Here is a 24,580-nt window from a genome sequence, read left to right on the forward strand (position 1 = left end):
CACACATATAAGAAACAAAGGAATTTATATAAAGTATGTTTTGAGAATAAAGGTTTAATTGGTTTGTTTTAGTAGTTTTATACTTATGAGTTAATTGGAAATTATAGCGGTTTTGTATACATAGTTTTTCTTGCCTTAATTGATAGCGCATAGATATGACGGTTATTTTAACCAAAATTTTCATGAAAATACCTTTAAAAAGAACGTTAGTTCGTATATAATAAGAACAAACGTTCTTTTGTTAGGAGTGATAACCTTGTATGATTATTCTCTTTTACCGAATCGTATTATTCTTTGTGTAGATCTTCGTAGCTTTTATGCAAGCGTATCATGTATTAAAAAAGGACTGGATCCACGATATACAAAATTGGCTGTTGTAGGAGACGTACACCGGAGTGGATCGATCGTATTGGCAGCAACACCACCATTAAAAGCGTTAGGAATAAAGAAGATGGCAAGATTGTATGAAATACCGAAGCGACCAGATATTATTATTGTGAATCCAATTATGCATACGTATATGAAGTGTTCAACTTATATAACAGGTTTAGCTTTACAGTATGTTGCACCGGAAGATTTTCATCAATATAGTATCGATGAGTTTTTTATGGACATGACCGCAAGTATTCATTTGTTTGCGAGTAATCCGTGTGAGTTTGCATTAAAGTTCAAGCGAGAAATATATGAACGTACACGGATCGAAAGTACGATTGGTATTGGGCCAAATTTATTATTGAGTAAAGTAGCGATGGATGTGGAAGCAAAAAAGAATAAAGATGGAATAGCGCAGTGGACGTATGACGATATACCCGAGAAGTTATGGAGTATTAGACCGCTCAGTAAATTTTGGGGTATATCGTATAAAACGGAAATGAAATTAAATCAAAAAGGTATACATATGATTGGGGATTTAGCGCAGTACCCATTGAAGTATTTAAAACAATCATTTGGTGTAATAGGAGAAGAATTACACTTGCATAGTAACGGGATTGATTTGAGCAGAATAGCAGAGAAATATGTTCCAGCGACAACATCTATAGCGAAAAGCCAAATATTATTTCGTGATTATTCAATAGAAGAGTTCATCGTTATTTTATTAGAGCATGTAGAAGAAGTTTGTTACAGATTGAGACGAGAAAAGAAATACGCGCAAACGATTCATTTTTCAGTTGGGTATAGTAGGGAATACGGAGGAGGAATAAAAAAAGCACATACGTTAAACAGAGCAACAAATTTAACGATGGACATTTACAACGTTTGTACATATTTTTTATACGAACGGCATACAGGAGAGCCGATTCGCTCGATAAGTCTTTCCTTAACAAATTTAATACATGAAGGAGAAGAGCAAATTTCGCTTTTCGATAACATTATACAAAGAGAAAAAGAAATGAGATTAACGAAGGTTATGGACGAAATTCGAACACGATTTGGTAAGAACAGTATTTTACGTGGAATTTCCTACACAAGCGTCGCAACAGCAAGATATAGAAACACATTATTAGGAGGGCACAAATCGTGAAGAATGCTAATATGCCAAAAGGAAGAGGAATGGTAAAGTGGCAACCGTTTGCTAGTATGCCAGAGCAGTTCGCCTGTATTAAAGAAATGATACAGGGGCAAACAAAAGTCACGCGTCCCATCTTAACGCAAGATGCAAAAGAAATGATTGAAAACAAGCTGTTAATCTCATATTTAGGTGAGGAAGAGATTTTACTTACATATTATAGAGGTGGATACTTATATAAAAATTACATAACTGTAGTTGATATAAATCCCTTGAATGGGTTGATTACTTGCACGGATGCTTTTTGTAATAAGAAGATTTTTAAGTTTGGTGATGTAATTGAAATTGATTAGAACTTTTTAGCTGATGTATTTTTGTACTATTTACAAAGAAATGCTCATTTACTTCAAGTGTTATTTCTATTTTTATGCAAAACCCAAAGTTACAAAAGAAGTTCATAATATAAAGTGTAAGTACCATGGGTTTTCAAGTTATAAAACACGTACTTCCGACTAATATATTAAAACTTAAAGAACCTAAAAAATAAGAATGATCACTACTAAATAGGCATTCAAAATACGAATTCATATTTTGAATGCCTATTTGAAAATTTTCGAAGTCAATATAGTTTGTGTCAAACATTGAAGAGTCCTTTTATAGGTGTAAAAATATATATATTTCTCATGTACCTGTCCCTGAAATGAATGGGTATTTTATCTATATTCTAAGTAATATTTTCTGTTAAGTAAAAAAGAACCCTAAGGTTCTTTTTGTTTTTATGTTATTGTTTGTTACTTATAAGTACAATGTAATTTTTTATTTAAAAAGCATTGGTAAAAATCCAATAATGTCGAAAGCAAGGTGGCAAATCCAACTTACCCAAACACTCTTTGAATTTTTCCATATATAATTCAGTAATAACCTAACAGGGACTATAGTTATCAATAATTGCATTGGCACGAAACCATAAGCAGGAATATGCCACAAGGCAAACAGAACGCTACATATTATTGATGCTGTACCAAATTTTAATCCTAATTTCTGTAATGCGATGATTATGTTAGTACATAGCAATTCTTCACCCATTAACATGAATGGTACACGGGTCAAAATCATCGAAACGCTTATTACTTGAGCAACAGAATTTGTAGTTGGAGGTTCAAAAATATAGCTATATAGTGTGCCTGAACCCATGCCCACTATGATTGTTAAAGGTACACCCCAGAGTAATGTTTTAAATTTAAAATGTTTGAATTGCTCTAAAGATATTTTTCCTAAAAAATAGTATCCTATAATTCCACATAATACAAGATTCCATGAAGCTTCAAGAATCATTTCTAATAATTCAGGTATATTACCTACTATAAGTGCAATACATTGATATACAATTCCTGAAATAATTAATAATCCTAAAGCCAAAAGAGATTTTGAATCAATTTTCTTTTTTGTTTCTATAATCTTTGTTTCCACAACAACCCCTTCTTTCTTATTATTTCATTAATTACAAATATATAATAACATATATTATCCCTAATTAATGGTAATTCAGAAGGGTGCCATAACTTTTGTATAATATCGTTGTATAAATGCAGTAAAGCGATTTTTTAAACAAACTTAATAGGCTTATTTAGCATGCCTACTTTTTTATCGTTGCTAGTATGCCAGAGCAGTTCGCCTGTATTAAAGAAATGATACATGAGCAAATGAAAGTCCCGCGTCCAATCTTAACGCAAGATGCAAAAGAAATGATTGAAAATAAGCTGTTAATTTTGTATTTAGGTGAGGAGGAGGTTTTACAATACATAGTATAGTGGTGGCTACTTATATAAAAATTACATAACTGTAGTTGATATAAATCCATTAAATGAGTCGATTACTTGTACCGATGCTTTTCGTAATCAAAGGATATTAAAGTTTGGTGATATAATTGAGATTGATTAAAGTATGTTTTTAGGTAACAGGCTCATCTTTAAGCTTATGCCTAGAACGATTCGTTCATCTACCAATCGTTCTGGTGGGGAAATATGGAATGTTATGCATTTGTATGTTCTTAGAGAAAGGTTAATAATCTTATTTTTAATGAATGTACCGAAATAAATTTTTTCCTTAAGCGTGTGAAAAGCGATAGCCCCACTGTTCATTATTTAAGCTATATTATTAGCTACTTATTATTTTGAGTTTAGGTGTATATCTTTTAAGAGGATATACCAAGTTCTTTTATTTAGATAATTACTTGAAACTTGAATGGGAAAAACATGATCAAGCCCCCATTCTAATTCGTTTATTTCATTTTCAAGTCCTGTTGGATAGAGGAAAAGGATCTTAAAATTATTTTTAACAATATTTGATAAAACTGTTTGTAATTCTAGCGCTTCAGTCAAGTTTCCGCCCCATCTAACAAATAAAATGGATTGTGAATTATGCATTTTTTTGTAAAGATTATCAATTCTTCGATCTAATTTTTGTTTAAAATCATGGTATGTGATGAACCAATCTTCATTTGGAATAACAGGGAAATCATGATAAGATGTCACGTTATATTTTGTATCTTTTATAATATGAGAAAAAACAGGTTGTATCACGCCATCATTAAACACAACATTTTGATCCGGCATTGCGTGCATGTTTTTTAACTCCATAAAGTCTATAAAATTATTTTTCAATAATCCGTTGATAGAAGAAAGATTCGGTGATACAAACCAATCTAGAGGACCTGAATATTTCCGCAACCTATATTTTTTTAGATGAATAGCAGTATAACAATTTTCTCCTAAACTAATAACATCATCATAAATTCCTTGAAGCTTTTTCATTTCCAATACAATCATCCTTTTTCAGAAAAATTAGTAGGTATATATAAATTCTAAAAAGCATTATTATGACACCGAACATGCTTTTGAAAAATAGGAGAACTGATTCATTATAAATAATATATGTATGTATAAAAACTCCTGTGAAAAGGCTCACAGGAGGATAAAATAAAGCATATTTCGGGTTAGATACCATTTGTTGAGGTAAGAATTGTGTGTGATAATGAATGGCGTTTCTATATATAAAGGGGAAAAAGCAGAAATACATTGAAGTTAGTTGTGAATAAATTATAATTTAAAATTGAGCGGAAATAAGAAGCCCCAGTTGCTGTTGTTCAACTGGGGCTTCTTATTAATCTCTTCCTAACTTAATTATATCATGTAAATCAAGTTCGAAATAGACTGTTTATTCGTATTTACTACTGCTACAATCAAGAACACATGCATAGTAAGGAGAGATGGTAAATGAGTTCTTTCGTTCTCGATTTTCAGGAAATAAAAAACGCGCAGCTTTCACTCGTTGGTGGAAAAGGATTAAATTTAGGGGAGTTATCCAAAATTCAAGGGATACAAGTGCCAAAAGGATTTTGTGTTACAACGGTAGGATATGAAAAGGCCATCGAGCAAAATGAAGAGCTTCAAACTTTGTTGCAGCAGCTAACAAAGTTGAAACGTGAAGAGCGAGCTCAAATTGGTGAAATCAGTAAGGAAATTAGAGAAAGCATTATGGCAGTGGAAATTCCAGTTGATGTAGTGGAATCAGTAGCTCATTATCTCTCACGTTTTGGAAATGAACATGCGTATGCGGTGCGTTCTAGTGCTACGGCTGAAGATTTACCGTATGCCTCGTTTGCTGGTCAACAAGATACGTATTTAAATATTATCGGAGAAGAAGCGATTTTGCAGCATGTAAGAAAGTGCTGGGCTTCTTTATTTACAGAGCGAGCAGTTATGTACCGCATGCAAAATGGTTTTGAACATAATCAAGTTTCTATATGTGTTGTCGTTCAAAAAATGGTTTTCCCTAAGGCTTCGGGTATTTTATTTACGGCTGATCCGGTTACCTCTAACCGAAAGGTGTTATCCATTGATGCCAGTTTTGGACTTGGTGAGGCGTTAGTATCAGGACTGGTTTCTGCCGATAATTATAAAGTAAAAGAAGGCGAAATTACCGGAAAGATGATAGCGACTAAAAAATTAGCTATTTATGCTTTAAAAGAGGGCGGAACGGAGACGAAACAGATTGATCCGGCTCAGCAAAAAATTCAAACATTGTCTGAACAACAAATTTTACAACTAGCACAGATCGGAAGACAGATTGAAGCCTATTTTGGTTGTCCACAAGATATTGAATGGTGTTTAGTGGATGATACATTTTATATTGTCCAAAGTCGCCCAATCACGACTTTATATCCAATACCAGAAGTAAATGATGGGGAAAATCATGTGTATGTATCGGTTGGTCACCAGCAAATGATGACCGATCCTTTGAAGCCATTAGGAATGTCTTTATTCCAGTTAACATCTTTTGGACAGAGGTTTCAAGCTGGAGGAAGGTTGTTTGTAGATGTTGCACAAAGATTGGCTTCGCCTACTAGTAGAGAACTTTTATTAAATATGATAGGGAATTCGGAACCACTTATTAAAGATGCATTAACGACTGTAGTCGAGCGAGATGATTTTATTACATTGTTACGAGATGATGAAAAAGAAAAGAGTGTTGGTAAAAGTGGACCACCTGCAAGTTCGCAACCACAAGTCGAAAACAATCCAGCAATCGTTACGGATTTAATAAAGAGGAATCAAGCATCAATCGAAGAGTTAAAACGAAACATGCAAACGAAATCAGGAGTGGATGTACTTGATTTTATTTTGGAAGATATTCAGCAATTAAAGAAAATATTATTTCATCCACAAAGTATGGCTGTCATTATGGCAGGTATGGATGCTTCAACATGGATCAATGAAAAAATGGAGCAATGGCTAGGCGAAAAGAATGCAGCAGACACACTTTCTCAATCCGTACAAAATAATATTACGTCTGAAATGGGGCTAGCATTACTCGATGTTGCTGATGTGATTCGGCCATATCCAGAAGTTATTGCGTATTTACAACATGTAGAAAATGATAACTTTTTAGATGAATTAGTTCAATTTAAAGGCGGAGAAAAAGCTCGAGATGCCATTCTAACTTTTCTAAATAAATACGGAATGAGATGTAGCGGAGAAATCGATATTACGAAAACGCGCTGGAGTGAAAAGCCAACAACCATGATCCCAATAATTTTAAATAATATAAGAGACTTTGAAGTTGGTGCGAGTAAGTGGAAGTTTGAAGAGGGACTGCAGGAAGCTTTGGAAAAAGAAGAAGAGTTATTAGATCGATTACAGCACTTGCCGGATGGAAAACAAAAAGTAGAAGAGACAAAGCGTATGATTCGTAACATCCGTAATTGTATCGGTTATCGTGAATATCCAAAATACGGCATGATTAATCGTTATTTTATATATAAGCAGGCATTACTGAAAGAAGCGGAGCAACTTGTGCAAAATAACGTTATTAATGAAATAGAAGATATATATTATCTAACTTTTGAAGAACTTCACGAAGTCGTTCGCACGAATAAACTAGATTATGAGCTTATTCATAAGCAAAAAAATGATTACAAATTATATGAAAAACTAACGCCTCCGCGTGTGATGACGTCTGATGGAGAAATCATTACAGGTAAATATAAACGAGAAAACCTCCCAGCTGACGCGATTGTAGGTTTGCCTGTTTCTTCAGGAGTTATAGAGGGAAGAGCTCGCGTTATTTTAAACATGGAAGATGCGAATTTAGAAGATGGAGATATATTAGTTACTGCTTTTACTGACCCGGGCTGGACACCGTTATTTGTGTCTATAAAAGGATTAGTTACCGAAGTTGGCGGGCTCATGACGCACGGGGCAGTGATTGCACGTGAATACGGATTACCAGCAGTCGTTGGAGTAGAGAATGCTACGAAATTAATAAAAGACGGTCAACGAATTCGTGTACATGGAACAGAAGGGTATATTGAAGTGTTGTAATGAAACAAAAGATCATCCGCTATTATAGTGGATGATCTTTTATTATATAGCTGACTTATTTCTTTAAACCAGCTGCATAAAAAGGTCCATGAACTGCGATTGTTGATAAAATACGAGCAATTTCCTCAGGTGTTTCTTTTTGCCCGGTATTTAACCATTGCTGAATGACACCTATATGAGCAGATGCCATATAAGAAGCTAAATATTGGCTTGGGACAAGTAAATTCTCCTTATTAATGAGAGCACCATTTGTATCTTCAAATAGTGTTTTCCACATAAAGTCTTTCAGTTTTGTTTGGAAAGATAAATCACCTTTTGGACTTAATACAGCTTTCATAAAATCACTATTTTCATTTAGAAATTCAAGAATAGAAGTGATAAGTATAAACGGCATTGTTGGGGAAGGATTTGACCCAAGATCAGCAATAACTTCAGGTAATCTCTGTTTGGCAATGCTAGAAAACTCATACATAATTTCTTCTTGGCATTTCGTCATTAAATCAAATTTATCTTGATAATGCGCATAGAAAGTACCGCGATTCATGTTTGCTTTCGTTGTAATATCTTTCACTGTAATGGCGTCAAAACCTTTTTCTTCAATTAATTCGACCAATGCATTTCGTATCGCAGTTTTCGTACGAATAACGCGTAAATCTAAATTACTATCACGCAAAGTATGTCCCTCCTTCTTTTTAGCCAACACATTTCAAAGATGTGTCTTATAACCGACACATTCACGATTTTTGATTATTGTATAAGGTTCAACTCGAACATATAATTCAAATATAAATAAACAACACGTTGTTGGTTATTATAAATCAAATTATAGGAGGAGAAAAGAAAATGTTTAAAAATAAACTTTTATTATTATCACCGGTTATTGCACTACTTGTAGTTTTTATTTTTTCATTAACGTTATTTCCAACCGTTCAACCTCAGCCGAAAAATTTGCCAATCGCAATTGTAAATGAGGATCAAGGAGTAGAAATTCCGAATCAATCGAAGATGAATATGGGGCAAACGATTGTTGATAATATGAAAAAGACATCAAAATCAGAGGAAGAACCTGCGGTGAAGTGGGTAGAAGTGAAAAATAAAGAAGCAGTTCAAAAAGGCTTAAATAATCAAGAGTATTACGCAGCATTAGTTATTCCGAAAGACTTTAGCACAAAACAAGCATCATTACGAACACCACAGCCATCTTCGCCAGAGATAGAAATATTCATAAACCAAGGAATGAATACAGCGGCATCAACTATGGCAGGGCAAATATTAAATGGGGTAGTTGATAATATGAACAATACTGTTCGTACACAACTATTAGAAGGATTGAAAGCAAAAGGAACTACGTTAACAGCAGATCAAGTTTCAAATGTAGTCACACCGATTGCAAAGAAAGTGACAAATGTGAATGAAGTCGGCAAAAATAGTGCGAACGGTAACTCGCCAATGTCTTTATTCCAGCCGTTATGGATTGCAAGTTTAGCGAGCTCAGCAATTATCTTTATTGCGATAAGTAAAATGCCAGTAGGTACAAGAAAAGAAAACTTCGTATTAAAACTAAAACAAATAATAACAGGAGCTGTCGCGGCACTTGTAATTGGATTTGGCCTTACATGGATTGCGGATGGAATGGTAGGATTAAATATTTCTAATTTCACTGATACGGCACTGTTTTTAACTATTACGTCCTTTAGTTTCTTCTTAATGATATCGGCCGTACTTTCAATAGTTGGGTTAAAAGGAATTGGTGTATTCGCACTCTTACTTTTCTTTGGGGCACCGTTATTATCGTTAGCACCGGAAATGTTGTCACCATTTTATCAAGACTGGGTGTACGCATGGTTGCCAATGCGATTTATGATTGAAGGACTTAGAGAAATATTCTTCTTTGGAAAAGGGTTAAGCTGGAGTACACCCCTTACTGTGCTCGTTTGGATTGGTGTGGTAAGTATGATGATTATTTTAGCGACTGCTTTCAAACGTAGTGTAGTGAAGGAACATAAAACGGAAGTAAATGCGTAAAATCAAACAACGTTTCACTAGGAGTGAAGCGTTGTTTGATTTTTATAAACTTATAGGGAAATCAAGTAGGACAGGTTTTTCTATATTTTATAGGGAATAGAAGATGCGGTATCATTTTATATACATGCTCCTGCTATTTCAAATTGCATAAAATGTTATGCGAAATAATGGAGGGGATACGATGTATAATTCGAATTATTATGATTCGTATAGGCAAAATGATAAGCTGATTCGTGATATTGAGAAAGCGATTAATGGAGAGTTTAGTGCTATAAATTGCTATGCGAAATTAGCTAAGATGGCTCCAAATGTGGCGGAACGAAATCAAATTCTTGAAATTCGAAACGATGAAATAAAGCATTTTCATCAGTTTGTACAAATCTATACAAATGTAACTGGCCAGCAGCCGAAACCACAAATTACGGAAGAATGTCCGAATACGTACTTACAAGGATTAGAATTCGCAATAGAAGATGAACAGAAGACAGTTGATTTCTATTTGGAAATTTCAGATGAGACATCGGATGCACATCTGAAAGAGTTGTTGCGCAGAATAGCTGCCGATGAACAAAATCATGCGGTGTGGTTTTTATATTATTTTGTGAAGTCGAAGTGAATGTTTAAGGAATTAAAACCGTTTCACTAGTAGTGGGCGGTTTTTTTGATGGAATACAAGTTGTAAAATAGATATCTTTGAAGGTGTAGTGGTTAATCTTGGTATATAATGTATAAAACGAAAATTAATAAAGAGAGAAGTAAGCATATGAAAGGAGAACAGAAATATGGAGAGAAATACAGTTAAAGAATATACAATTCGAACTGCTACTGAAGAGGAAAGCAATAGTATCATCACTCTATTAAAAGAAGTAGCACAGTGGCTACAACATAAAGAAGTGAATCAATGGCAGTATCTTTTAGGAGGAGAAGCTACAGTTGAAATATTAGAAGGCATAAGAGAGAAGTATACGTATGTTGTTATGAAAGAAGAGGAAATTGTCGGTACGATTACAGTATCTCCTAAACAAAATGATTGGGATGAACATATCTTTGGTAAAGAGGAAGTTTCTAATTCGTTATATATTCATAGATTTGCGGTGAAAAGAGAGTATAAGGGGAATGGAATAGGAGAACACATTTTACAGTGGATAGATGAGAATATGCAAAGTGATAAACAGTATTTGAAGTTAGATTGTGTTGGACATAACCGTACATTGAATGACTTTTATAAGAAAAATGGTTTTGAATATATCGGTAGTAAGGATGGACATAGTAAGTTTCAAAAGAGAAGAGGGTAGTGAATGAATCAAATTCATACTGATTTAGTTAAAAGGTTGATAGGGGAACAGTTTCCTGAATGGGCATATTTAGACGTGAAGCCTGTAAAGTTTAGTGGGCATGATAATAGAACGTTTCACCTAGGGGATGAGATGAGTGTCAGATTACCAAGTGATGCAGCGTATGCACCGCAAGTAGAGAAAGAAAATAAGTGGCTACCTATATTAAGTAAGGAGCTTTCTTTACCGATTTCTACACCAGTTGCGAAAGGTAATCCATCTGAATCGTATCCATGGCCTTGGTCTGTTAATAAATGGATAGAGGGAGAAACCGTTACGAAACAAAATGTTCGTGATTTAAATGAATTTGCAACGGACTTAGGATCATTTTTAGGAGAATTGCAATCCATTGATGCGAGTAACGGACCGATCGCTGGAGCGCATAATTTTTACCGAGGTGGGCTTATATCTGTATATGACGAAGAGGCGAGAGGTGCTATCGAAAATAATAAGGATGTTTTTGATGAAACAGTATTAAAGCATCTTTGGGATTTAGCACTTAAATCAACGTGGGAGCGCAAGCCAGTTTGGGTTCATGGGGATGTTGTACCAGGAAATTTACTCGTTAAGGACGGAAAGCTTTGCGCCGTAATTGATTTTGGTATTTTAGGAGTAGGAGATCCAGCTTGTGATGCAGCGATGGCATGGACGTTTTTTGATAAAAGTAGTAGAAAAATATTTAAAGAAGTATTACAAATAGATGAAGAAACGTGGAATAGAGCAAGAGGATGGGCACTTTGGAAAGCGTTAATTACATATGATGCGAATAAGACTAGTAATAAAATAGTAGCAGAGGAATCGTATCGTGTTATTCAAGTGATTGTGGATGATTATGAGAGATAGTAGAAAAAGCCTATTTTAAAATAGGCTTTTTCATATGATGAAATATTAGAAATGGAAAGAAGGAATCCAACATTATTATACAGAATATTTAGATAATAGGAGGTGTCGAATTTTGAGTGAAATTGAATTAAAAAGGAATGTAATTAAGACTGGGAGTGAGAAGGGGGGGATTCTCCGGTTTATACTCGCTAGTCTAGTTGGGGTGTTTATGTTTTTCGTACCAGTTACGATAAACGGTGCTTCGTCCATTATGATTGATCATATCGTATCATGGATCAGGACTTCGGTTCCGAGCGTCGTACCTTATTATGCACTACTCGTTATGATAATAGGTGCGATTTATCCGTTTTATACGAAAAAGTGGAATGCATCTATCGTAGACATTTGTTTTTCGATTTTAAAAGTAGTTGGTGTTGTCTTTGGCGTATTGTATTGCTTGAAAGTAGGGCCAGCTTGGTTCTTTGCGCCAGATGTAGGGCCGTTTTTGTATGAAAAACTAGTCATATCGGTAAGTTTACTCGTGCCAATTGGCTCGGCTTTTTTAGCGTTATTAGTCGGGTACGGATTACTTGAATTTATCGGTACGTTTTGCCGTCCCATTATGAGACCGTTATGGAATACACCAGGACGATCAGCAATCGATGCGGTTGCATCCTTTGTAGGGAGTTATTCACTCGCTTTATTAATTACAAATCGCGTGTATAAAGAAGGAAAGTATACGACAAAAGAAGCAGCGATCATCGCTACAGGTTTTTCTACAGTATCCGCAACATTTATGATCATCATCGCAAAAACATTAGACATTATGCATTTATGGAATGTTTATTTTTGGACTACTCTCGTTGTAACATTCATCGTAACTGCTATCACCGTAAGAATCCCGCCTCTTAGTAGAAAACCAGATACATATGTAACGGAAGAAGGGTTTCCAGAACCTGTTTATAAAGAGAAAATGCTAGAACGTGCTTGGGAAGATGCGTTAGAAGTATCAAAGTCTGCACCGAGTATTATGAAAAATATCGCAGTGAATTTAAAAGATGGATTTATTATGACGATGGGAATTTTACCATCCATTATGTCAGTAGGATTAATTGGTATCGTCTTAGCGAAATTCACGCCAATATTTGATTGGATCAGTTATATTTTCTATCCATTTACATGGCTATTACAATTACCAGAAGCAGAACTAGCTGCTAAAGCGGCATCCGTTGGTATCGCAGAAATGTTTTTACCTTCTCTTTTAGTTGTAAGTGCACCACTTGTGACAAAGTTTGTCATTGCGGTTGTTTCGGTATCATCTATATTGTTCTTCTCAGCTTCCATTCCTTGTATTTTATCGACAGACATTCCGTTAAAAGTATCAGAACTTATTATTCTCTACGTACAAAGAACGATTTTAACGTTACTTATTATTACACCGATTGCTTATTTGTTGCTTTAAAGTTTTTAACAGATAAAGCTATAAATAAAGAAGCCTTTTTACAGAAGGCTTCTTTTGTTTAAAAGCGGGCTACTCCCACATTACTATCAAGCTAAGAAAATCAAATATCCTAAAACGTGAAAATATACTATTTTCTGTTTTTGTGATGTTTTTATTTATTTTTTGAATATGACGTCATGCTTCTTAAGAAGATTCCTAGTCCTGCAAAAAAGAAACCTAAGCATAATAAGCTGCCTGGCGTTCCCCAAGTAATTTGATCTAGCATTTTTATCCCCTCCCGTTTATCATTATATAGAATTTATTGGGAATTATCAAAATTTTCCTTTTTAAAGGTTATTGATGAGCCTTCCTACCTTATACGAGAAGATTATATCTGAAAAGGAATTCTTTTAAAAAAATTCTATTATTCTTATAAAGCGTTTTTGTTTCGTATGATATAGTAACAACAAAGGGGGCTTACAAATGGAAATCATTCACGAAAGAGCAAAGTTACGGATAATAGATAGTGATGATGTCGAAACTTTGTTTTCGATTGTAGAAGGAAATCGGGATATTTGGGCGTATTTAATTTCTAAAATGGATAATGTGCAAGATATGCAACAATACGTTCAAAAAGCGATACAGGGTTATGGGAAGGGTACTCAAATACCTTTCGTTGTAGTGGATCAACAGACGAATACGATTGTAGGAAGTACACGTCTATATAATATTTCAGTAGAAGATAAAACAGTCGAGTTAGGACAAACGTGGTATCATCCAAGTGTGCAACGTACGAGTATCAATACAGAGTGTAAGTATATGCTTCTCCAGTATGCTTTTGAAAAACTGCGTATGCTGAGGGTACAAATTAAGACAGATGCAAGAAACGAAAATGCACAACGAGCAATTGAAAGGTTAGGTGCAGTTAAAGAAGGTGTGCTTAGAAATGAAAGGAAATTGCCAAGTGGACATGTGAGAGATGCGGTTGTGTATAGTATTATCGTAAGCGAATGGCCAGTTGTGAAAGCACGTTTATTAGAAAATTTAGAGTTGTATAAAGAAAAGTTATAATTCGTGTTTTGAAAGGTATATTGTTCGTGATGTATGAAAAATATACCTTTTTTCTTACAAAATGCTACTTTATTTTAATTCCTTTTGTTTCATCGTTCCCTTCTGAGAAAAAATTCGTTACAATGTAGTTGTATGGTAATAAACTTATGAATTTAAAACATGTAATGAAAACCGCAAATAAAAATGAATTGATAATCCTCAATTTTAAATGAAAACCCTTTTATACATAAATAACAAGTAAAGTTCCTTCTTTTAAATAAACTCAAACGAAACGATTTGATATAAATGTTTTTTTATAGAAGTATGGATGATGTACGGAGGCAATTACAAATGAAAGAAAATAAGAAGAGTAAGAAAAGACGAATCTTTCAAGTATTTTTACTAATGATTTGTTCTGCTATTTTATATGTAAGTTATGCAGCTTACGATATTTGGAGTTATCGTTTTAAAACAAATGATGGCGTGAAAACGGATGCTGGTATCGTACTAGGAGCAGCTTCTTGGAACGGAAAACCATCTCCTGTATTTAAAGAAAGAATTAATCATGCGATTTCTTTATATAAGAACGGAGATATTAAAAAGATTATTTTTACAGGTGGTACAAAGTTCGAGGCAGAACTTGAGGAAGCGCGTACTGCAAGAGTATATGCAATGAAACAAGGTGTAAAAGAGGAAGATATTTTAATTGAAACAAAATCCCTTTTCACAGAAGAAAACTTAAAGAATGCGAAGGAAGTTGGAATAGAGAACGGAATACGCACATACACGATTGTAAGTGATCCACTTCATATGAAACGCGCAATGAGAATCGCAAAACATATTAATATTGAAGCGTATGCTTCACCAACGCCGACATCAGCATATAAAACGTTAGATACAGAAATTCCATTCTTCTTTAAAGAATTATTCTCGTACATTGGATATGTAACCTCTTTGCCATTAAAGGCATTGAAGGGAGACTAATATAAGAAAAGAACCTATCTTTAAATAGGAACTTTTCTTATTAGTCAAAAACATTGTATTTTTATCGGAATAGTGAAACAATAGAGAGGTAGCTTCATATAATCATAATGAAAAAGTGAGCGGTTGATGAATCGAGCATAAAGGAGATTATAGTATGGCACTCTCATTTGTTGAAACAGAAGAACAATCTTTCATTATTGCACAAATAAATAAATTGCTTCCAAAGTTCATGGAAAGGGAGCATCAACTAAGTGAATTAGGGTCATTTCCGTATGAAAATATGAGTGATTTGAAAGATATCGGATATACGAAATTAACGTTACCAAAGGAATTTGGTGGTAGTGCGATTTCTTTATATGACTTCGTTTTATTTCAAGAGAAAATCGCGGAAGGCTGCGGAGCTACTGCATTATCAATTGGCTGGCATATTGGCATTGTGAAAGAGCTAGCGGAAAATCACTCTTGGAATGATGAGATGTTCAAATGGTTTTGCGAAGAAGTGCGTAACGGTGCACTCTTTAACCGGGCAGCAACAGAACCAAAAACAGGGAGTCCGACGCGTGGCGGTAAACCAGAAACAATAGCGGTTCAACAAGGCGAGAAGTGGATTATAAATGGAAGAAAAACTTTTACAACGATGGCGCCAATACTTGATTATTTTATTATTTCAGCGAGTATTGAAGGCCGAGAAGAAGTTGGTGAGTTTGTCATTCTGAGAAATACGCTCGGTGTATCCATTGAAGAAACGTGGGATAGCGTTGCGATGCGAGGGACTGCTAGTCATGACCTTGTCTTACAAAATGTAGAGATAGAAAGTCGCTTTTTTACAGATGTAAAGGGCGGGAAAGTGAAACAAAAGGGTATTGGCTGGTTGCTACATATACCAGCATGTTATTTAGGAATTGCACAATCAGCAAGAAATTATGCAGTTCAGTTTGCGGGATCATACAAGCCAAATAGTTTAAATCATTCTATTAGTTTATTGCCGAATGTTAGAAGATTAGTTGGAGAATTAGAACTTGAGCTTATGCAAGCTCGCGTCTTTTTATATCAAATTGCGAAAAAGTACGATGAAGCAGAGGATAAACTATCATTGCAAGCCGAATTAGCAGCAGTGAAATATGCCGTAACGAATGCGGCAATATCAATTGTAGATAAAGCAATGCGCATAGTAGGAGCAAAAAGTTTATCAGAAAAAAATCCACTTCATCGTTACTATTTAAACGTCAGAGCAGGATTACACAATCCGCCGATGGATGATGCAACACTATCTATATTAGCGGATGCGGCGTTTCAATCGTAGTTTTTTTAACTTATATTTTATTGTTTATGGACAATATAGTTGTTTTGAAAGCACGTGTTTGATTAATAATCGAACACGTGCTTTTTATGTGTGCGACGTATCAGATTGAGATGTAGATTTTTAGTATAAATGGTTATCATGATTTTGGATTGTTATTGGCTGAATGAATATGTATTGCAATGTTAGTTTGACAACTTTTAATCCCAAATTAAAGGTCTTTCCAAGTTTACCATTCGTAAATATTGTAAAAATTGACCTGTATGGACCGCATCATGATAGGCAATTCGTAATAGCATGTCCCCTAAATATCGTTGATAGCCAACATCGCTTCGATCAATAAGAGTTGAATCTAGCTCAGCTTTGTTTATGGATTGTACATATTCTATAAAGTCAGTAAAGTATACTTGTGCCAATTCAATTTCTTTTTTTACACAAGTAATTGGCTCGTCATCATACGGGATACGTATGTCATTTATTGAGCCGTTGTTTTTTAAAATCATATGATAATAAAAAGTTGAGCTCCATACATGACGAATCATCTCACCAAAGGACATAGCTTCATGATCAGGCTTCCAATTAAGAAAATTATCGGGAAGAGAATTCCATAATTTTTCTGAGCGCCTTCTCGTTTCTTTCAAATTTAATATACTAAGATCAATTGCATTCATAATACATTCTCCTTTACTATTAAACTTAAAATAATTGTATCAGTTTAATAGTTAGGGTATCATCGAAATATGAATGTATATCCGAATATCTCATATATAGCTAAACTAATTGCTGAACCTACAAGAGCAATTATCTTAGATTGTCTAATGAATAATCAGGCACTACCTGCTAGCGAATTGGCTTATATGGCAAAGGTGTCACATCCAACGATTAGTTCTCATCTTTCTAAATTAGTAGAGGGAAATCTACTTACAGTTGAACAACATGGTAGACATCGTTACTATCGACTTGCTAATCAAGAGGTAGCAGAAGTTCTTGAAAAGTTAGGAACAATTGCACCAACAGTCCAAGTTCGGTCTTTAAAACAATCGGATCAGCTAAAACAAATTCGTTATGCGCGAACTTGCTATGATCATCTTGCAGGCAGACTCGGTGTAGAGATAACTGAAAAATTACTACATAGGGAATTTATAATTTTAAAGGAAGGAGAATACATTGTAACGGAACAAGGTAAGGGGTGGTTTCTGAATTTTGGAATAAATATTGAAACGGCAGAGATAAAAAGGAGAGTATTTGCAAAACCTTGTCTTGATTGGAGTGAACGACGCTACCATATTTCTGGTTGGTTAGGATCTGCAATAGCAAAACTATTTTTTGAACAGGAATGGATTACAAAAACGGATAAGAGTCGGGCTGTCCATCTTACAAAAAAAGGTGTGAAGCTATTGAAAGATCAATTAGACATTGACATGGAAAATAAAAAAGTCAATCAAAATGCAATGCCTCCGGTCAAATAGATAGTATTAAATAACCTGAGTTCTATATTTATATAGACTCAGGTTATTTAATTTCTTTTAAAACCTTTGATGATATTTGCGTACAGCAACTTTAAGCTCATTCACTTTACAGAAAGAGGTTAAATGAAAACATAGTAGTTGAGGCAGTTCTATTAAATTATTAATCATATTACTTAAAAATTATGCGTAAGAATATAGTAAATGAAGGGAGATATAAAATGAATAAAGTGAAACTGAAAGTATTAAATGTAAGGTATATAGTGATATGTATTTTATTCACTATTATATGTATCCTCACTTCATTCTTCATTTCTAGTAATTCAAGCGTATTTAAATCATTTTATATAAATCAGTTATTAGGAACGAATTCTACTAAAGGACTTATGTATATGATAGGAAGTGAAAATCGTTATTTTGCAGAAGAATTTCATAAAGAAAAAGGACGAGCGTCTTTAGAATCTTTTTTACTATCACTTTCTACAAACATTAATGTAAATGATCTCCGAAGTTTATTAACCCGGGAACTTCCTAATATGAATCAATTTTATTCGGAAATATTAATTGCTGGGGAAGGAACAGATTATACGAACATTCCTGAAGAATCCAGTATTCCTTTAGATAACATTAAAGATAAAGGTACTGCTATTGAACACCCAAAGAGTGGGAAAGAAAACAATTCTACTGGTGAAAATTCAAATACACAAAATAAAGTTTTTATTTATCATACACATAGTTGGGAAGCGTTTATTCCTCTTATTCCAGGTGCTACGATACCTGATGATGCTTCCAGTACAAATAATGAAGTGAATATTACGTTTGTTGGAAACTATTTAAAACAAAAGTTAGAAGAAAAAGGAATAGGTGTTTCACATGATACGACAAATATGAGGGATTTTCTGCGAAATAAAAAATTAAATTGGGCCCAATCTTACAAAGGATCCCGTCAAATATTACAAGATAAATTAGCACAAGATAAAAATATTATGTTCCCAATGGACCTTCATAGAGATGATGCCCGAAAAAATATTACAACAAAAAATATTAACGGAAAGAATTATGCTAGGCTCTATTTTATTTTAGGACGAGAAAATCCTAACTATGAAAAAAATAAAAAAATAGTAACGACAATAAATTCATATTTAGATGAGAAGTATTACGGTTTAAGCCGAGGGATTTTTATTAAAGATCGTAAAAGCGGGAACGGAGTATATAATCAAGACCTTTCTCCGAATGCATTACTTATTGAAATGGGAGGGGTAGATAATACACCAGAAGAATTGTATGCGTCAGTTGACGCATTAGTAGAAGCATTTAGCCACTATTATAATGAAGTAACTAAGAAAAATAACTAAAAAAAGGAGCGATACCTAGTCCGAAGTGCTAGGTATCGCTCCTTTTTTTTGTAGAATATAAAATTACCAATAAACGCAATCAATAAAAAAATCTTTCTTTTCATTCTTCTTTTTACAGTTTTATAGGAGAAAGCTAGGTTTCTTATTTTTACTAATGTTATAATAAGAAAAAAGCACGAAAAGAGGTCATCTCATGCTAGAGGTTATTGCAACATGTTTAGAAGATGTGAAACGAATTGAACGAGCTGGCGGGAAGCGAATTGAATTAATTACATCTTATACAGAAGGCGGTTTAACGCCGAGTTATGCATTTATTAAAAAAGCGGTAGAAGCGGTACATATACCGATTCACGTTATGATTCGTCCGCATGCGAAGTCTTTTACATATACGGAAGAAGAAATTGAAATGATGAAGGAAGATATAATCATCGCACAGAAGTTAGGTGCAGCTGGTGTTGTATTAGGCGTATTAAACGAACGAAATGAAGTGGATGACGAGAAATTAGCGGATTTACTATCTGTTGTAGATGGAATAAATGTAACGTACCACCGTGCAATAGATGATATAGAAAATCCAGTAGAAGCGATGGAAACTTTAAAGAAATTTCATAAAGTGACTCACGTTTTAACTTCAGGTGGACAAGGAAATATAGTAGAGAATATACCGGTGCTTACAGAAATGAAAAAGGTAAGCGATGGTCAAATTCAGCTTGTAGTTGGAGCTGGCGTGACGAAAGAAAATATAAAGCAATTGCTAGATGAAACTGGAATCACGCAAGCTCATGTCGGTACAGCGGTAAGAGAAGGGAAATCATGTTTTTCTGAAATTGATCCGAATTTAGTACAAGAATTAGTTCAAATAATAAAATAAGCACATAAGAAAGAGGAGAAACGATGAAGGAAAATACGAAGAAAGAATTATTCTCATGGGCTAAAACGATAGGATTTACCCTTGTCCTAATTGCTATTATTCGCGGTGTTTTATTTACACCCTCATTAGTACAAGGTGAATCGATGATGCCCACTTTAGAAAATAACGAACGAGTTCTTGTGAATAAGATCGGTTATAGTATAAGTGGATTAGATCGCTTTGATATTATCGTCTTCCACGGAAAAGAAGGGTACGATTTAGTAAAACGAGTAATTGGTTTACCAGGCGATACAGTTGAGTATAAAAACGATGTTTTATATGTAAACGGAAAAGCGATGGAAGAACCATATTTAAACGAGTTTAAAGAAAAAGCAGCAGGCCGTGTATTAACTCCAGACTTTACGTTAGAACAAATCACAGGAAAAACGAAAGTGCCAGAAGGCCAAGTGTTTGTTTTAGGAGATAATCGTGAAGTTTCGAAAGATGGTCGTATGTTCGGATTCATTTCAGAAGATGAGATTGTCGGAAAAGGACAAGCTGTTTTCTGGCCGTTGAAACAAGTAAGAGCGTTATAAAACAAAAAGTATGGAAGAAATATTCTTCCATACTTTTTTTGTGCCTTATTTATATGTTAGGTTTTGCTATAACTTGAACTTTTGAAAGAGAACCATCATTATTTCTAAATTTTATCTTGTATTCACCTTCAGGAAGCCAATCACTCCAATTTATACTAAATTCATTGATCGCTTGTTCCCCAGGTTTTAAAGTTCCGTCAATCATCCAAGAATCTTTAGCATTATATAAAGTGTAACTAAAAGGAGAATCACCTATATTTTTTACAAGAACACTTAATTCATCTCCATGAGAATAGTTAAAGCCAGAAATACTTGATCCGAAAAAATGAATTTCTTCGTTCGCTATTTTATGATGTTGGGCAATTTTAGCGGTTGAATGAGTATCTTCATTTGTCGCAAATGTTACCTTATAACCTATACAAAAAGACAACATAATAGCAGGAATCACTAGCAGCTTTTTCAAAAGAAACACTCCTTACATTTTGTTTTGCATATATTATAATAATCGAAATATAGTGGAGATGTAATAGTTTGATGTAAAAATTTACAAATGCATTTAATTGTTTACGTTTTTAAAATTACTGACAAAATATATCAGGTCACATACTTAAAAAAATATTGATAGAATTGAAAGAATATTTTATAATTTTAAATTATATGTTTGTTTCGAAAAACGGAATTTAAGTTCCGAAATTCGGAATGAGAGGGAGATAGAATGAGTATAAATAAAACGGCAGTTAAGACAATGGATATTTTAGAGTTGTTTTATGAGCATGAAGAGCTAAGTTTAACAGAGATGGTTCAGCTTACGAGTATGCCGAAAACATCTGTTTATCGTTTAATTGGCTCGTTAGAAGAAATGGAGTTTTTACAAAAAAACGAAAAGGGGAAATATCGTCTCGGAGTCGTTTTTTTACGGTTCGGTCAACTTGTGTCACAAAGATTATCCGTAAGAAATATTGCGATTCCATATATGAAAGAGCTTAGAAATAGTTTAGGGCAGGCAGTTAATTTAATTATTCAAGATGGTAATGACGCGATTTATGTGGAAAAGATGGAAGGCGTTCAGCCTGTACGCGTGTATACCGCGGTTGGAAGAAGAGCACCGCTTTATGCTGGTGCATGTCCGAGAATTTTACTATCGTATTTCTCTGAGAAAGAGACATGGAAGTACATAGAGGAAACGGATTTAAAACAGTTTGCAGATGGAACAATCGTGGATAAGGAGCAATTGTTAGAAGTGTTAAAAATGGCGAAAAAGGAAGGTCACACAATTAGCTACTCGGAGTTAGAAAATCATACAGCGGCTATAGCAGCGCCCATTTTTGCAAGCGATGGAACAGTTATAGCGGGTATTAGTATTTCAGGTTTAGCAATTGAGTATAGCGAAAGTAACATTTCATATTTTATTGCGAAGGTGAAAGAAACAGCACATCGCATTTCGAAAGAACTCGGCTTTTTGGCATAGAAAGAGGGAGTGGGATGAAATTTTCTGCATTAGGAGATCAAGCAATGATTGTTACATTTGGTGAAGAAATTGGGATGGAGACATACGAAAAAGTGCAGCGATTATTTCAAGCGTTGAGACGGCACCCGTTTACAGGAATGGTTGAGTGTGTACCATCTTTCACTTCATTAGCGGTCTACTACAATGTATACGAAGTATGGAAGCGAAATGGGAGAAGTGAAGGATCATATCATTACGTTTGCCAATATATAAAAGAGCTGTGTAATTCGTATAAAGAAGAAGTGAACCAAGATGTGAAACATATTTCTATACCTGTTTGCTACGGGGGAGAATATGGACCTGATTTAGAAGAGGTCGCGCATTGTAGAGGATTACGAGCGGAGGATGTGATTCGCATACATAGCGAGACAACATATTTTGTGTATATGTTAGGTTTTACACCAGGGTTCCCGTATTTAGGAGGACTATCAAAAGAACTAGAAACACCTAGAAAAGAAACACCACGGTTACAAATACCTGCTGGTTCGGTAGGTATTGGTGGAAATCAAACAGGTATATATCCACTTGAAACACCGGGAGGATGGAATATTATTGGCCGAACTCCTATTTCATTATTTAATCCAGAAGAAGAAACACCGACATATATTCAAAGTGGTATGTATTTACGATTTATCCCAATAACGAAGGAAGAGTATGTATCACTTGAGGGGGCTAAAGAATGGATGTAGAGGTTTTGCATGCGGGAATGTTTACAACAGTCCAAGATTTAGGGCGATCTCATTATCAACAATACGGTGTACCAGTTGGCGGGGCCATGGATCAAAGTGCACTTCGGATGATTAATATGTTAGTCGGTAATGAAGAGAATGAAGCGGGACTTGAAATGACAATTATGGGACCTAAATTGTTAATAAAGAAAACGACTTTACTTGCGATTGGCGGAGCAAATATGGAGCCGTTATTGAATGGAGAGCGTATTCCATTATGGCGTCCCATTTTAGCGGAAGAAGGTAGCATGCTTTGTTTTGGGAAAGTGAAAAGTGGTTGCAGAGCGTATGTGACTTTTGCAGGTGGTATACAGATTGATCGTACAATGGGAAGCAAAAGTACTTACATACGTGCTGCGATTGGTGGTATTGAAGGAAGAATGCTGAAAAAAGGAGATTATTTTCAAATTGGTACACACACAGAAATGGCAAGGCGTTTCATTCAAGACTTACAAAAGGATGAGCGAGTCAAAACGAAATGGGCAATTAGCAGCGGCGTACTGCCAAAGTATAAGAAATATCCTAAGCTTCGCGTTATAACTGATTTTGAATATGATCAATTTACAGAAGAAAGTATAAGGGCATTTTTCACGAAAGAGTATAAAGTATCTAATTACGCTGATCGTATGGGCTATAGAGTTGAAGGAGAAGTTTTAAATAGGATTGAAGAAAAAGAGATTTTATCGAGTCCGGTTACATTTGGGACCATTCAAGTTCCTAATGGAGGACAGCCGATTATATTAATGGCAGATAGGCAAACGACAGGTGGCTATCCGAGAATGGGAAATATTATTTCAGTAGATTTACCACTTCTTGCTCAGTTAAAACCGGGGGATTATGTTTCTTTTGAGAAAATTACGCTGGAAGAAGCGGAACAATTGTACATAGAACAAGAAGTAAATATGAATCTATTAAAGAAATTCATCACTTTACGAAGCTGACATTAGGAGGGGAATATCGTGACGACAATCGATTTAAATTGTGATTTAGGAGAAAGTTTTGGAGCTTATAAAATGGGGAATGATGATGAAATTCTTCCGTTCGTTTCCTCTATAAACGTTGCTTGCGGTTTTCATGCGGGTGATCCGACTGTAATGAGGAAAACGGTCGAAAAGGCACTGCAGCATAACGTAGCAATTGGCGCGCATCCTGGTTTTCCTGATTTAATTGGATTTGGAAGAAGAAACATGAATGTTTCAGCGAGTGAAGTATACGATTACGTTTTATATCAAATCGGTGCATTAGATGCTTTTGTGAAAGCGGCAGGCGGGAACATGCATCATGTAAAACCGCACGGTGCCCTATATAATATGGCGGCGACAAATCCGGAAATTGCAGATGCAATCGCAAAAGCAATTTATCATAGTAATCCCAAGCTATTACTTTACGGATTAGCAAATAGCGAGGCGTTTATACAGGCTGCGGAAAAATACAATATAACTCTCGTACAAGAAGCTTTTGCTGATCGTACGTATAAGCAAGATGGAACGTTAACGAGCCGGACAGAAGAAAATGCACTTATAAAAAATGAAGAAGAAGCGATAAAGCAAGTGCTTCAAATGGTGAAAGAAGGCTACGTAAACGCGGTGAACGGAGAGAAAGTAGCAGTTCAAGCACAAACAATTTGTTTACATGGTGATGGAGAGAAAGCAGTCCAATTTGCGAGAAAAATATACAGAACATTCGAATTTAATGGTATTTCTATTTGTGCACCGAAATAAAAAATAGGGGGA

General features: G+C 34.8%; 24 protein-coding genes and 1 pseudogene. 20 read left to right on the plus strand and 5 right to left on the minus strand.

All coding sequences use genetic code 11. The features are described 5' to 3' along the window. The first annotated feature begins 256 nt into the window (after window positions 1-256). Both ILT06_RS16070 and ILT06_RS16075 read left to right on the plus strand, forming a co-directional pair. On the plus strand, window positions 257-1,522 hold the full coding sequence (locus ILT06_RS16070; protein ID WP_098102034.1) for a Y-family DNA polymerase: 1,266 nt from the start codon (window positions 257-259) through the stop codon (window positions 1,520-1,522). After that, the gene (locus ILT06_RS16075) at window positions 1,519-1,860 is read left to right on the plus strand and encodes a YolD-like family protein (RefSeq protein ID WP_064469872.1); all 342 of its coding nucleotides are present in this window, start codon (window positions 1,519-1,521) and stop codon (window positions 1,858-1,860) included. Before ILT06_RS16070 ends, ILT06_RS16075 begins: the two co-directional genes overlap by 4 nt. 463 nt (window positions 1,861-2,323) lie before the next feature. Here the strand turns inward: ILT06_RS16075 and ILT06_RS16080 are convergent, their stop codons facing one another. Beyond that, on the minus strand, window positions 2,324-2,977 hold the full coding sequence (locus tag ILT06_RS16080; RefSeq protein ID WP_000448285.1) for a CPBP family intramembrane glutamic endopeptidase: 654 nt from the start codon (window positions 2,975-2,977) through the stop codon (window positions 2,324-2,326). A gap of 188 nt (window positions 2,978-3,165) precedes the next feature. Between ILT06_RS16080 and ILT06_RS16085 the strand changes: the two are divergent. Next, window positions 3,166-3,448, plus strand: a pseudogene (locus ILT06_RS16085) (YolD-like family protein). 227 nt (window positions 3,449-3,675) lie between these two features. Here ILT06_RS16085 and ILT06_RS16090 read toward each other — a convergent pair. Continuing rightward, window positions 3,676-4,335 carry a DUF1796 family putative cysteine peptidase gene (locus ILT06_RS16090; RefSeq protein ID WP_222655288.1) on the minus strand — a complete coding sequence of 220 codons (660 nt, stop codon included), beginning with the start codon at window positions 4,333-4,335 and terminating at the stop codon, window positions 3,676-3,678. A gap of 447 nt (window positions 4,336-4,782) precedes the next feature. Between ILT06_RS16090 and ppsA the strand changes: the two genes are divergently transcribed. Further along, window positions 4,783-7,389: a phosphoenolpyruvate synthase gene (gene ppsA, locus ILT06_RS16095; RefSeq protein ID WP_222655289.1), complete on the plus strand. Its 2,607-nt coding sequence runs from the start codon at window positions 4,783-4,785 to the stop codon at window positions 7,387-7,389. A 55-nt stretch (window positions 7,390-7,444) separates the two neighbouring features. Here the strand turns inward: ppsA and ILT06_RS16100 are convergent, their stop codons facing one another. Then, window positions 7,445-8,062, minus strand: coding sequence for a TetR/AcrR family transcriptional regulator (locus ILT06_RS16100; protein ID WP_098102038.1), 618 nt, complete (start codon window positions 8,060-8,062; stop codon window positions 7,445-7,447). Window positions 8,063-8,232: 170 nt separating this feature from the next. Here ILT06_RS16100 and ILT06_RS16105 point away from each other — a divergent pair, with 170 nt between their 5' ends. The 8 genes from ILT06_RS16105 to ILT06_RS16140 all read left to right on the plus strand — a co-directional run bounded on the left by ILT06_RS16105 (window position 8,233) and on the right by ILT06_RS16140 (window position 16,348). Continuing rightward, window positions 8,233-9,414 (plus strand): YhgE/Pip domain-containing protein, encoded by a 1,182-nt coding sequence (locus ILT06_RS16105; RefSeq protein WP_098102039.1) that lies wholly within the window; start codon window positions 8,233-8,235, stop codon window positions 9,412-9,414. Window positions 9,415-9,595: 181 nt separating this feature from the next. After that, entirely contained in the window at window positions 9,596-10,030 is a 435-nt protein-coding gene (locus tag ILT06_RS16110) for a ferritin-like domain-containing protein (RefSeq protein ID WP_098102041.1), read from the plus strand. A gap of 166 nt (window positions 10,031-10,196) precedes the next feature. Continuing rightward, the gene (locus ILT06_RS16115) at window positions 10,197-10,709 is read left to right on the plus strand and encodes a GNAT family N-acetyltransferase (RefSeq protein WP_064475715.1); all 513 of its coding nucleotides are present in this window, start codon (window positions 10,197-10,199) and stop codon (window positions 10,707-10,709) included. 3 nt (window positions 10,710-10,712) lie between these two features. Beyond that, window positions 10,713-11,591, plus strand: a complete 879-nt coding sequence (locus ILT06_RS16120; protein ID WP_098102042.1) for an aminoglycoside phosphotransferase family protein — start codon at window positions 10,713-10,715, stop codon at window positions 11,589-11,591. A 112-nt stretch (window positions 11,592-11,703) separates the two neighbouring features. Continuing rightward, window positions 11,704-13,032, plus strand: coding sequence for a YjiH family protein (locus ILT06_RS16125; RefSeq protein WP_001289383.1), 1,329 nt, complete (start codon window positions 11,704-11,706; stop codon window positions 13,030-13,032). Between the two features lie 462 nt (window positions 13,033-13,494). Then, window positions 13,495-14,082, plus strand: a complete 588-nt coding sequence (locus ILT06_RS16130; protein WP_064475709.1) for a GNAT family N-acetyltransferase — start codon at window positions 13,495-13,497, stop codon at window positions 14,080-14,082. 330 nt (window positions 14,083-14,412) lie between these two features. Continuing rightward, window positions 14,413-15,045 carry a YdcF family protein gene (locus ILT06_RS16135; protein ID WP_000662228.1) on the plus strand — a complete coding sequence of 211 codons (633 nt, stop codon included), beginning with the start codon at window positions 14,413-14,415 and terminating at the stop codon, window positions 15,043-15,045. A gap of 154 nt (window positions 15,046-15,199) precedes the next feature. Next, window positions 15,200-16,348 carry an acyl-CoA dehydrogenase family protein gene (locus tag ILT06_RS16140; RefSeq protein WP_222655290.1) on the plus strand — a complete coding sequence of 383 codons (1,149 nt, stop codon included), beginning with the start codon at window positions 15,200-15,202 and terminating at the stop codon, window positions 16,346-16,348. A 197-nt stretch (window positions 16,349-16,545) separates the two neighbouring features. Here ILT06_RS16140 and ILT06_RS16145 read toward each other — a convergent pair whose 3' ends face one another. After that, complete coding sequence (locus ILT06_RS16145; RefSeq protein ID WP_222655291.1) at window positions 16,546-17,016, minus strand: DinB family protein; 471 nt, start codon at window positions 17,014-17,016, stop codon at window positions 16,546-16,548. Window positions 17,017-17,085: 69 nt separating this feature from the next. On the opposite strand from ILT06_RS16145, the gene ILT06_RS16150 reads away from it, so the two are divergent. From ILT06_RS16150 to lepB, 4 genes are all read left to right on the plus strand, one after another. Then, on the plus strand, window positions 17,086-17,814 hold the full coding sequence (locus tag ILT06_RS16150) for an ArsR/SmtB family transcription factor (protein WP_064475706.1): 729 nt from the start codon (window positions 17,086-17,088) through the stop codon (window positions 17,812-17,814). Window positions 17,815-18,032: 218 nt separating this feature from the next. After that, window positions 18,033-19,166, plus strand: coding sequence for a stage II sporulation protein P (locus ILT06_RS16155; RefSeq protein WP_149174171.1), 1,134 nt, complete (start codon window positions 18,033-18,035; stop codon window positions 19,164-19,166). 193 nt (window positions 19,167-19,359) lie between these two features. Further along, window positions 19,360-20,037 carry a copper homeostasis protein CutC gene (locus ILT06_RS16160; RefSeq protein ID WP_098102127.1) on the plus strand — a complete coding sequence of 226 codons (678 nt, stop codon included), beginning with the start codon at window positions 19,360-19,362 and terminating at the stop codon, window positions 20,035-20,037. Between the two features lie 23 nt (window positions 20,038-20,060). Beyond that, entirely contained in the window at window positions 20,061-20,612 is a 552-nt protein-coding gene (gene lepB, locus ILT06_RS16165) for a signal peptidase I (protein WP_098102128.1), read from the plus strand. Window positions 20,613-20,661: 49 nt separating this feature from the next. Here the strand turns inward: lepB and ILT06_RS16170 are convergent, their stop codons facing one another. After that, a complete protein-coding gene (locus ILT06_RS16170) occupies window positions 20,662-21,075 on the minus strand; it encodes a hypothetical protein (RefSeq protein WP_064475703.1) in 414 nt (137 codons plus the stop codon). Between the two features lie 252 nt (window positions 21,076-21,327). Between ILT06_RS16170 and ILT06_RS16175 the strand changes: the two genes are divergently transcribed. From ILT06_RS16175 to pxpA, 4 genes are read left to right on the plus strand one after another with little or no spacing between them, the layout of a single operon-like run. Beyond that, entirely contained in the window at window positions 21,328-22,080 is a 753-nt protein-coding gene (locus ILT06_RS16175) for an IclR family transcriptional regulator (protein ID WP_222655292.1), read from the plus strand. A 14-nt stretch (window positions 22,081-22,094) separates the two neighbouring features. Continuing rightward, window positions 22,095-22,808 carry a 5-oxoprolinase subunit PxpB gene (gene pxpB / locus ILT06_RS16180; RefSeq protein ID WP_222655293.1) on the plus strand — a complete coding sequence of 238 codons (714 nt, stop codon included), beginning with the start codon at window positions 22,095-22,097 and terminating at the stop codon, window positions 22,806-22,808. Next, window positions 22,799-23,788 (plus strand): 5-oxoprolinase subunit C family protein, encoded by a 990-nt coding sequence (locus ILT06_RS16185; protein ID WP_064475700.1) that lies wholly within the window; start codon window positions 22,799-22,801, stop codon window positions 23,786-23,788. Before pxpB ends, ILT06_RS16185 begins: the two co-directional genes overlap by 10 nt. Before the next feature lie 18 nt (window positions 23,789-23,806). Continuing rightward, window positions 23,807-24,568: a 5-oxoprolinase subunit PxpA gene (gene pxpA / locus ILT06_RS16190; RefSeq protein ID WP_064475699.1), complete on the plus strand. Its 762-nt coding sequence runs from the start codon at window positions 23,807-23,809 to the stop codon at window positions 24,566-24,568. The last annotated feature ends 12 nt before the right edge of the window (window positions 24,569-24,580 follow it).

The sequence above is a fragment of the Bacillus sp. 17RED48 genome, assembly GCF_019837545.1.
In the GTDB taxonomy this organism is placed as follows: Bacteria; Bacillota; Bacilli; order Bacillales; family Bacillaceae_G; genus Bacillus_A; species Bacillus_A wiedmannii.

Bases quoted from the DNA above. Each gene is read 5' to 3' on its own strand.
- ILT06_RS16090 (WP_222655288.1), bottom strand. From the start codon at position 4,335: ATGATTGTATTGGAAATGAAAAAGCTTCAAGGAATTTATGATGATGTT.
- ppsA (WP_222655289.1), top strand. From the start codon at position 4,783: ATGAGTTCTTTCGTTCTCGATTTTCAGGAAATAAAAAACGCGCAGCTT.
- ILT06_RS16105 (WP_098102039.1), top strand. From the start codon at position 8,233: ATGTTTAAAAATAAACTTTTATTATTATCACCGGTTATTGCACTACTT.
- ILT06_RS16110 (WP_098102041.1), top strand. From the start codon at position 9,596: ATGTATAATTCGAATTATTATGATTCGTATAGGCAAAATGATAAGCTG.
- ILT06_RS16115 (WP_064475715.1), top strand. From the start codon at position 10,197: ATGGAGAGAAATACAGTTAAAGAATATACAATTCGAACTGCTACTGAA.
- ILT06_RS16120 (WP_098102042.1), top strand. From the start codon at position 10,713: ATGAATCAAATTCATACTGATTTAGTTAAAAGGTTGATAGGGGAACAG.
- ILT06_RS16130 (WP_064475709.1), top strand. From the start codon at position 13,495: ATGGAAATCATTCACGAAAGAGCAAAGTTACGGATAATAGATAGTGAT.
- ILT06_RS16135 (WP_000662228.1), top strand. From the start codon at position 14,413: ATGAAAGAAAATAAGAAGAGTAAGAAAAGACGAATCTTTCAAGTATTT.
- ILT06_RS16140 (WP_222655290.1), top strand. From the start codon at position 15,200: ATGGCACTCTCATTTGTTGAAACAGAAGAACAATCTTTCATTATTGCA.
- ILT06_RS16145 (WP_222655291.1), bottom strand. From the start codon at position 17,016: ATGAATGCAATTGATCTTAGTATATTAAATTTGAAAGAAACGAGAAGG.
- ILT06_RS16150 (WP_064475706.1), top strand. From the start codon at position 17,086: ATGAATGTATATCCGAATATCTCATATATAGCTAAACTAATTGCTGAA.
- ILT06_RS16155 (WP_149174171.1), top strand. From the start codon at position 18,033: ATGAATAAAGTGAAACTGAAAGTATTAAATGTAAGGTATATAGTGATA.
- ILT06_RS16160 (WP_098102127.1), top strand. From the start codon at position 19,360: ATGCTAGAGGTTATTGCAACATGTTTAGAAGATGTGAAACGAATTGAA.
- lepB (WP_098102128.1), top strand. From the start codon at position 20,061: ATGAAGGAAAATACGAAGAAAGAATTATTCTCATGGGCTAAAACGATA.
- ILT06_RS16175 (WP_222655292.1), top strand. From the start codon at position 21,328: ATGAGTATAAATAAAACGGCAGTTAAGACAATGGATATTTTAGAGTTG.
- pxpB (WP_222655293.1), top strand. From the start codon at position 22,095: ATGAAATTTTCTGCATTAGGAGATCAAGCAATGATTGTTACATTTGGT.
- ILT06_RS16185 (WP_064475700.1), top strand. From the start codon at position 22,799: ATGGATGTAGAGGTTTTGCATGCGGGAATGTTTACAACAGTCCAAGAT.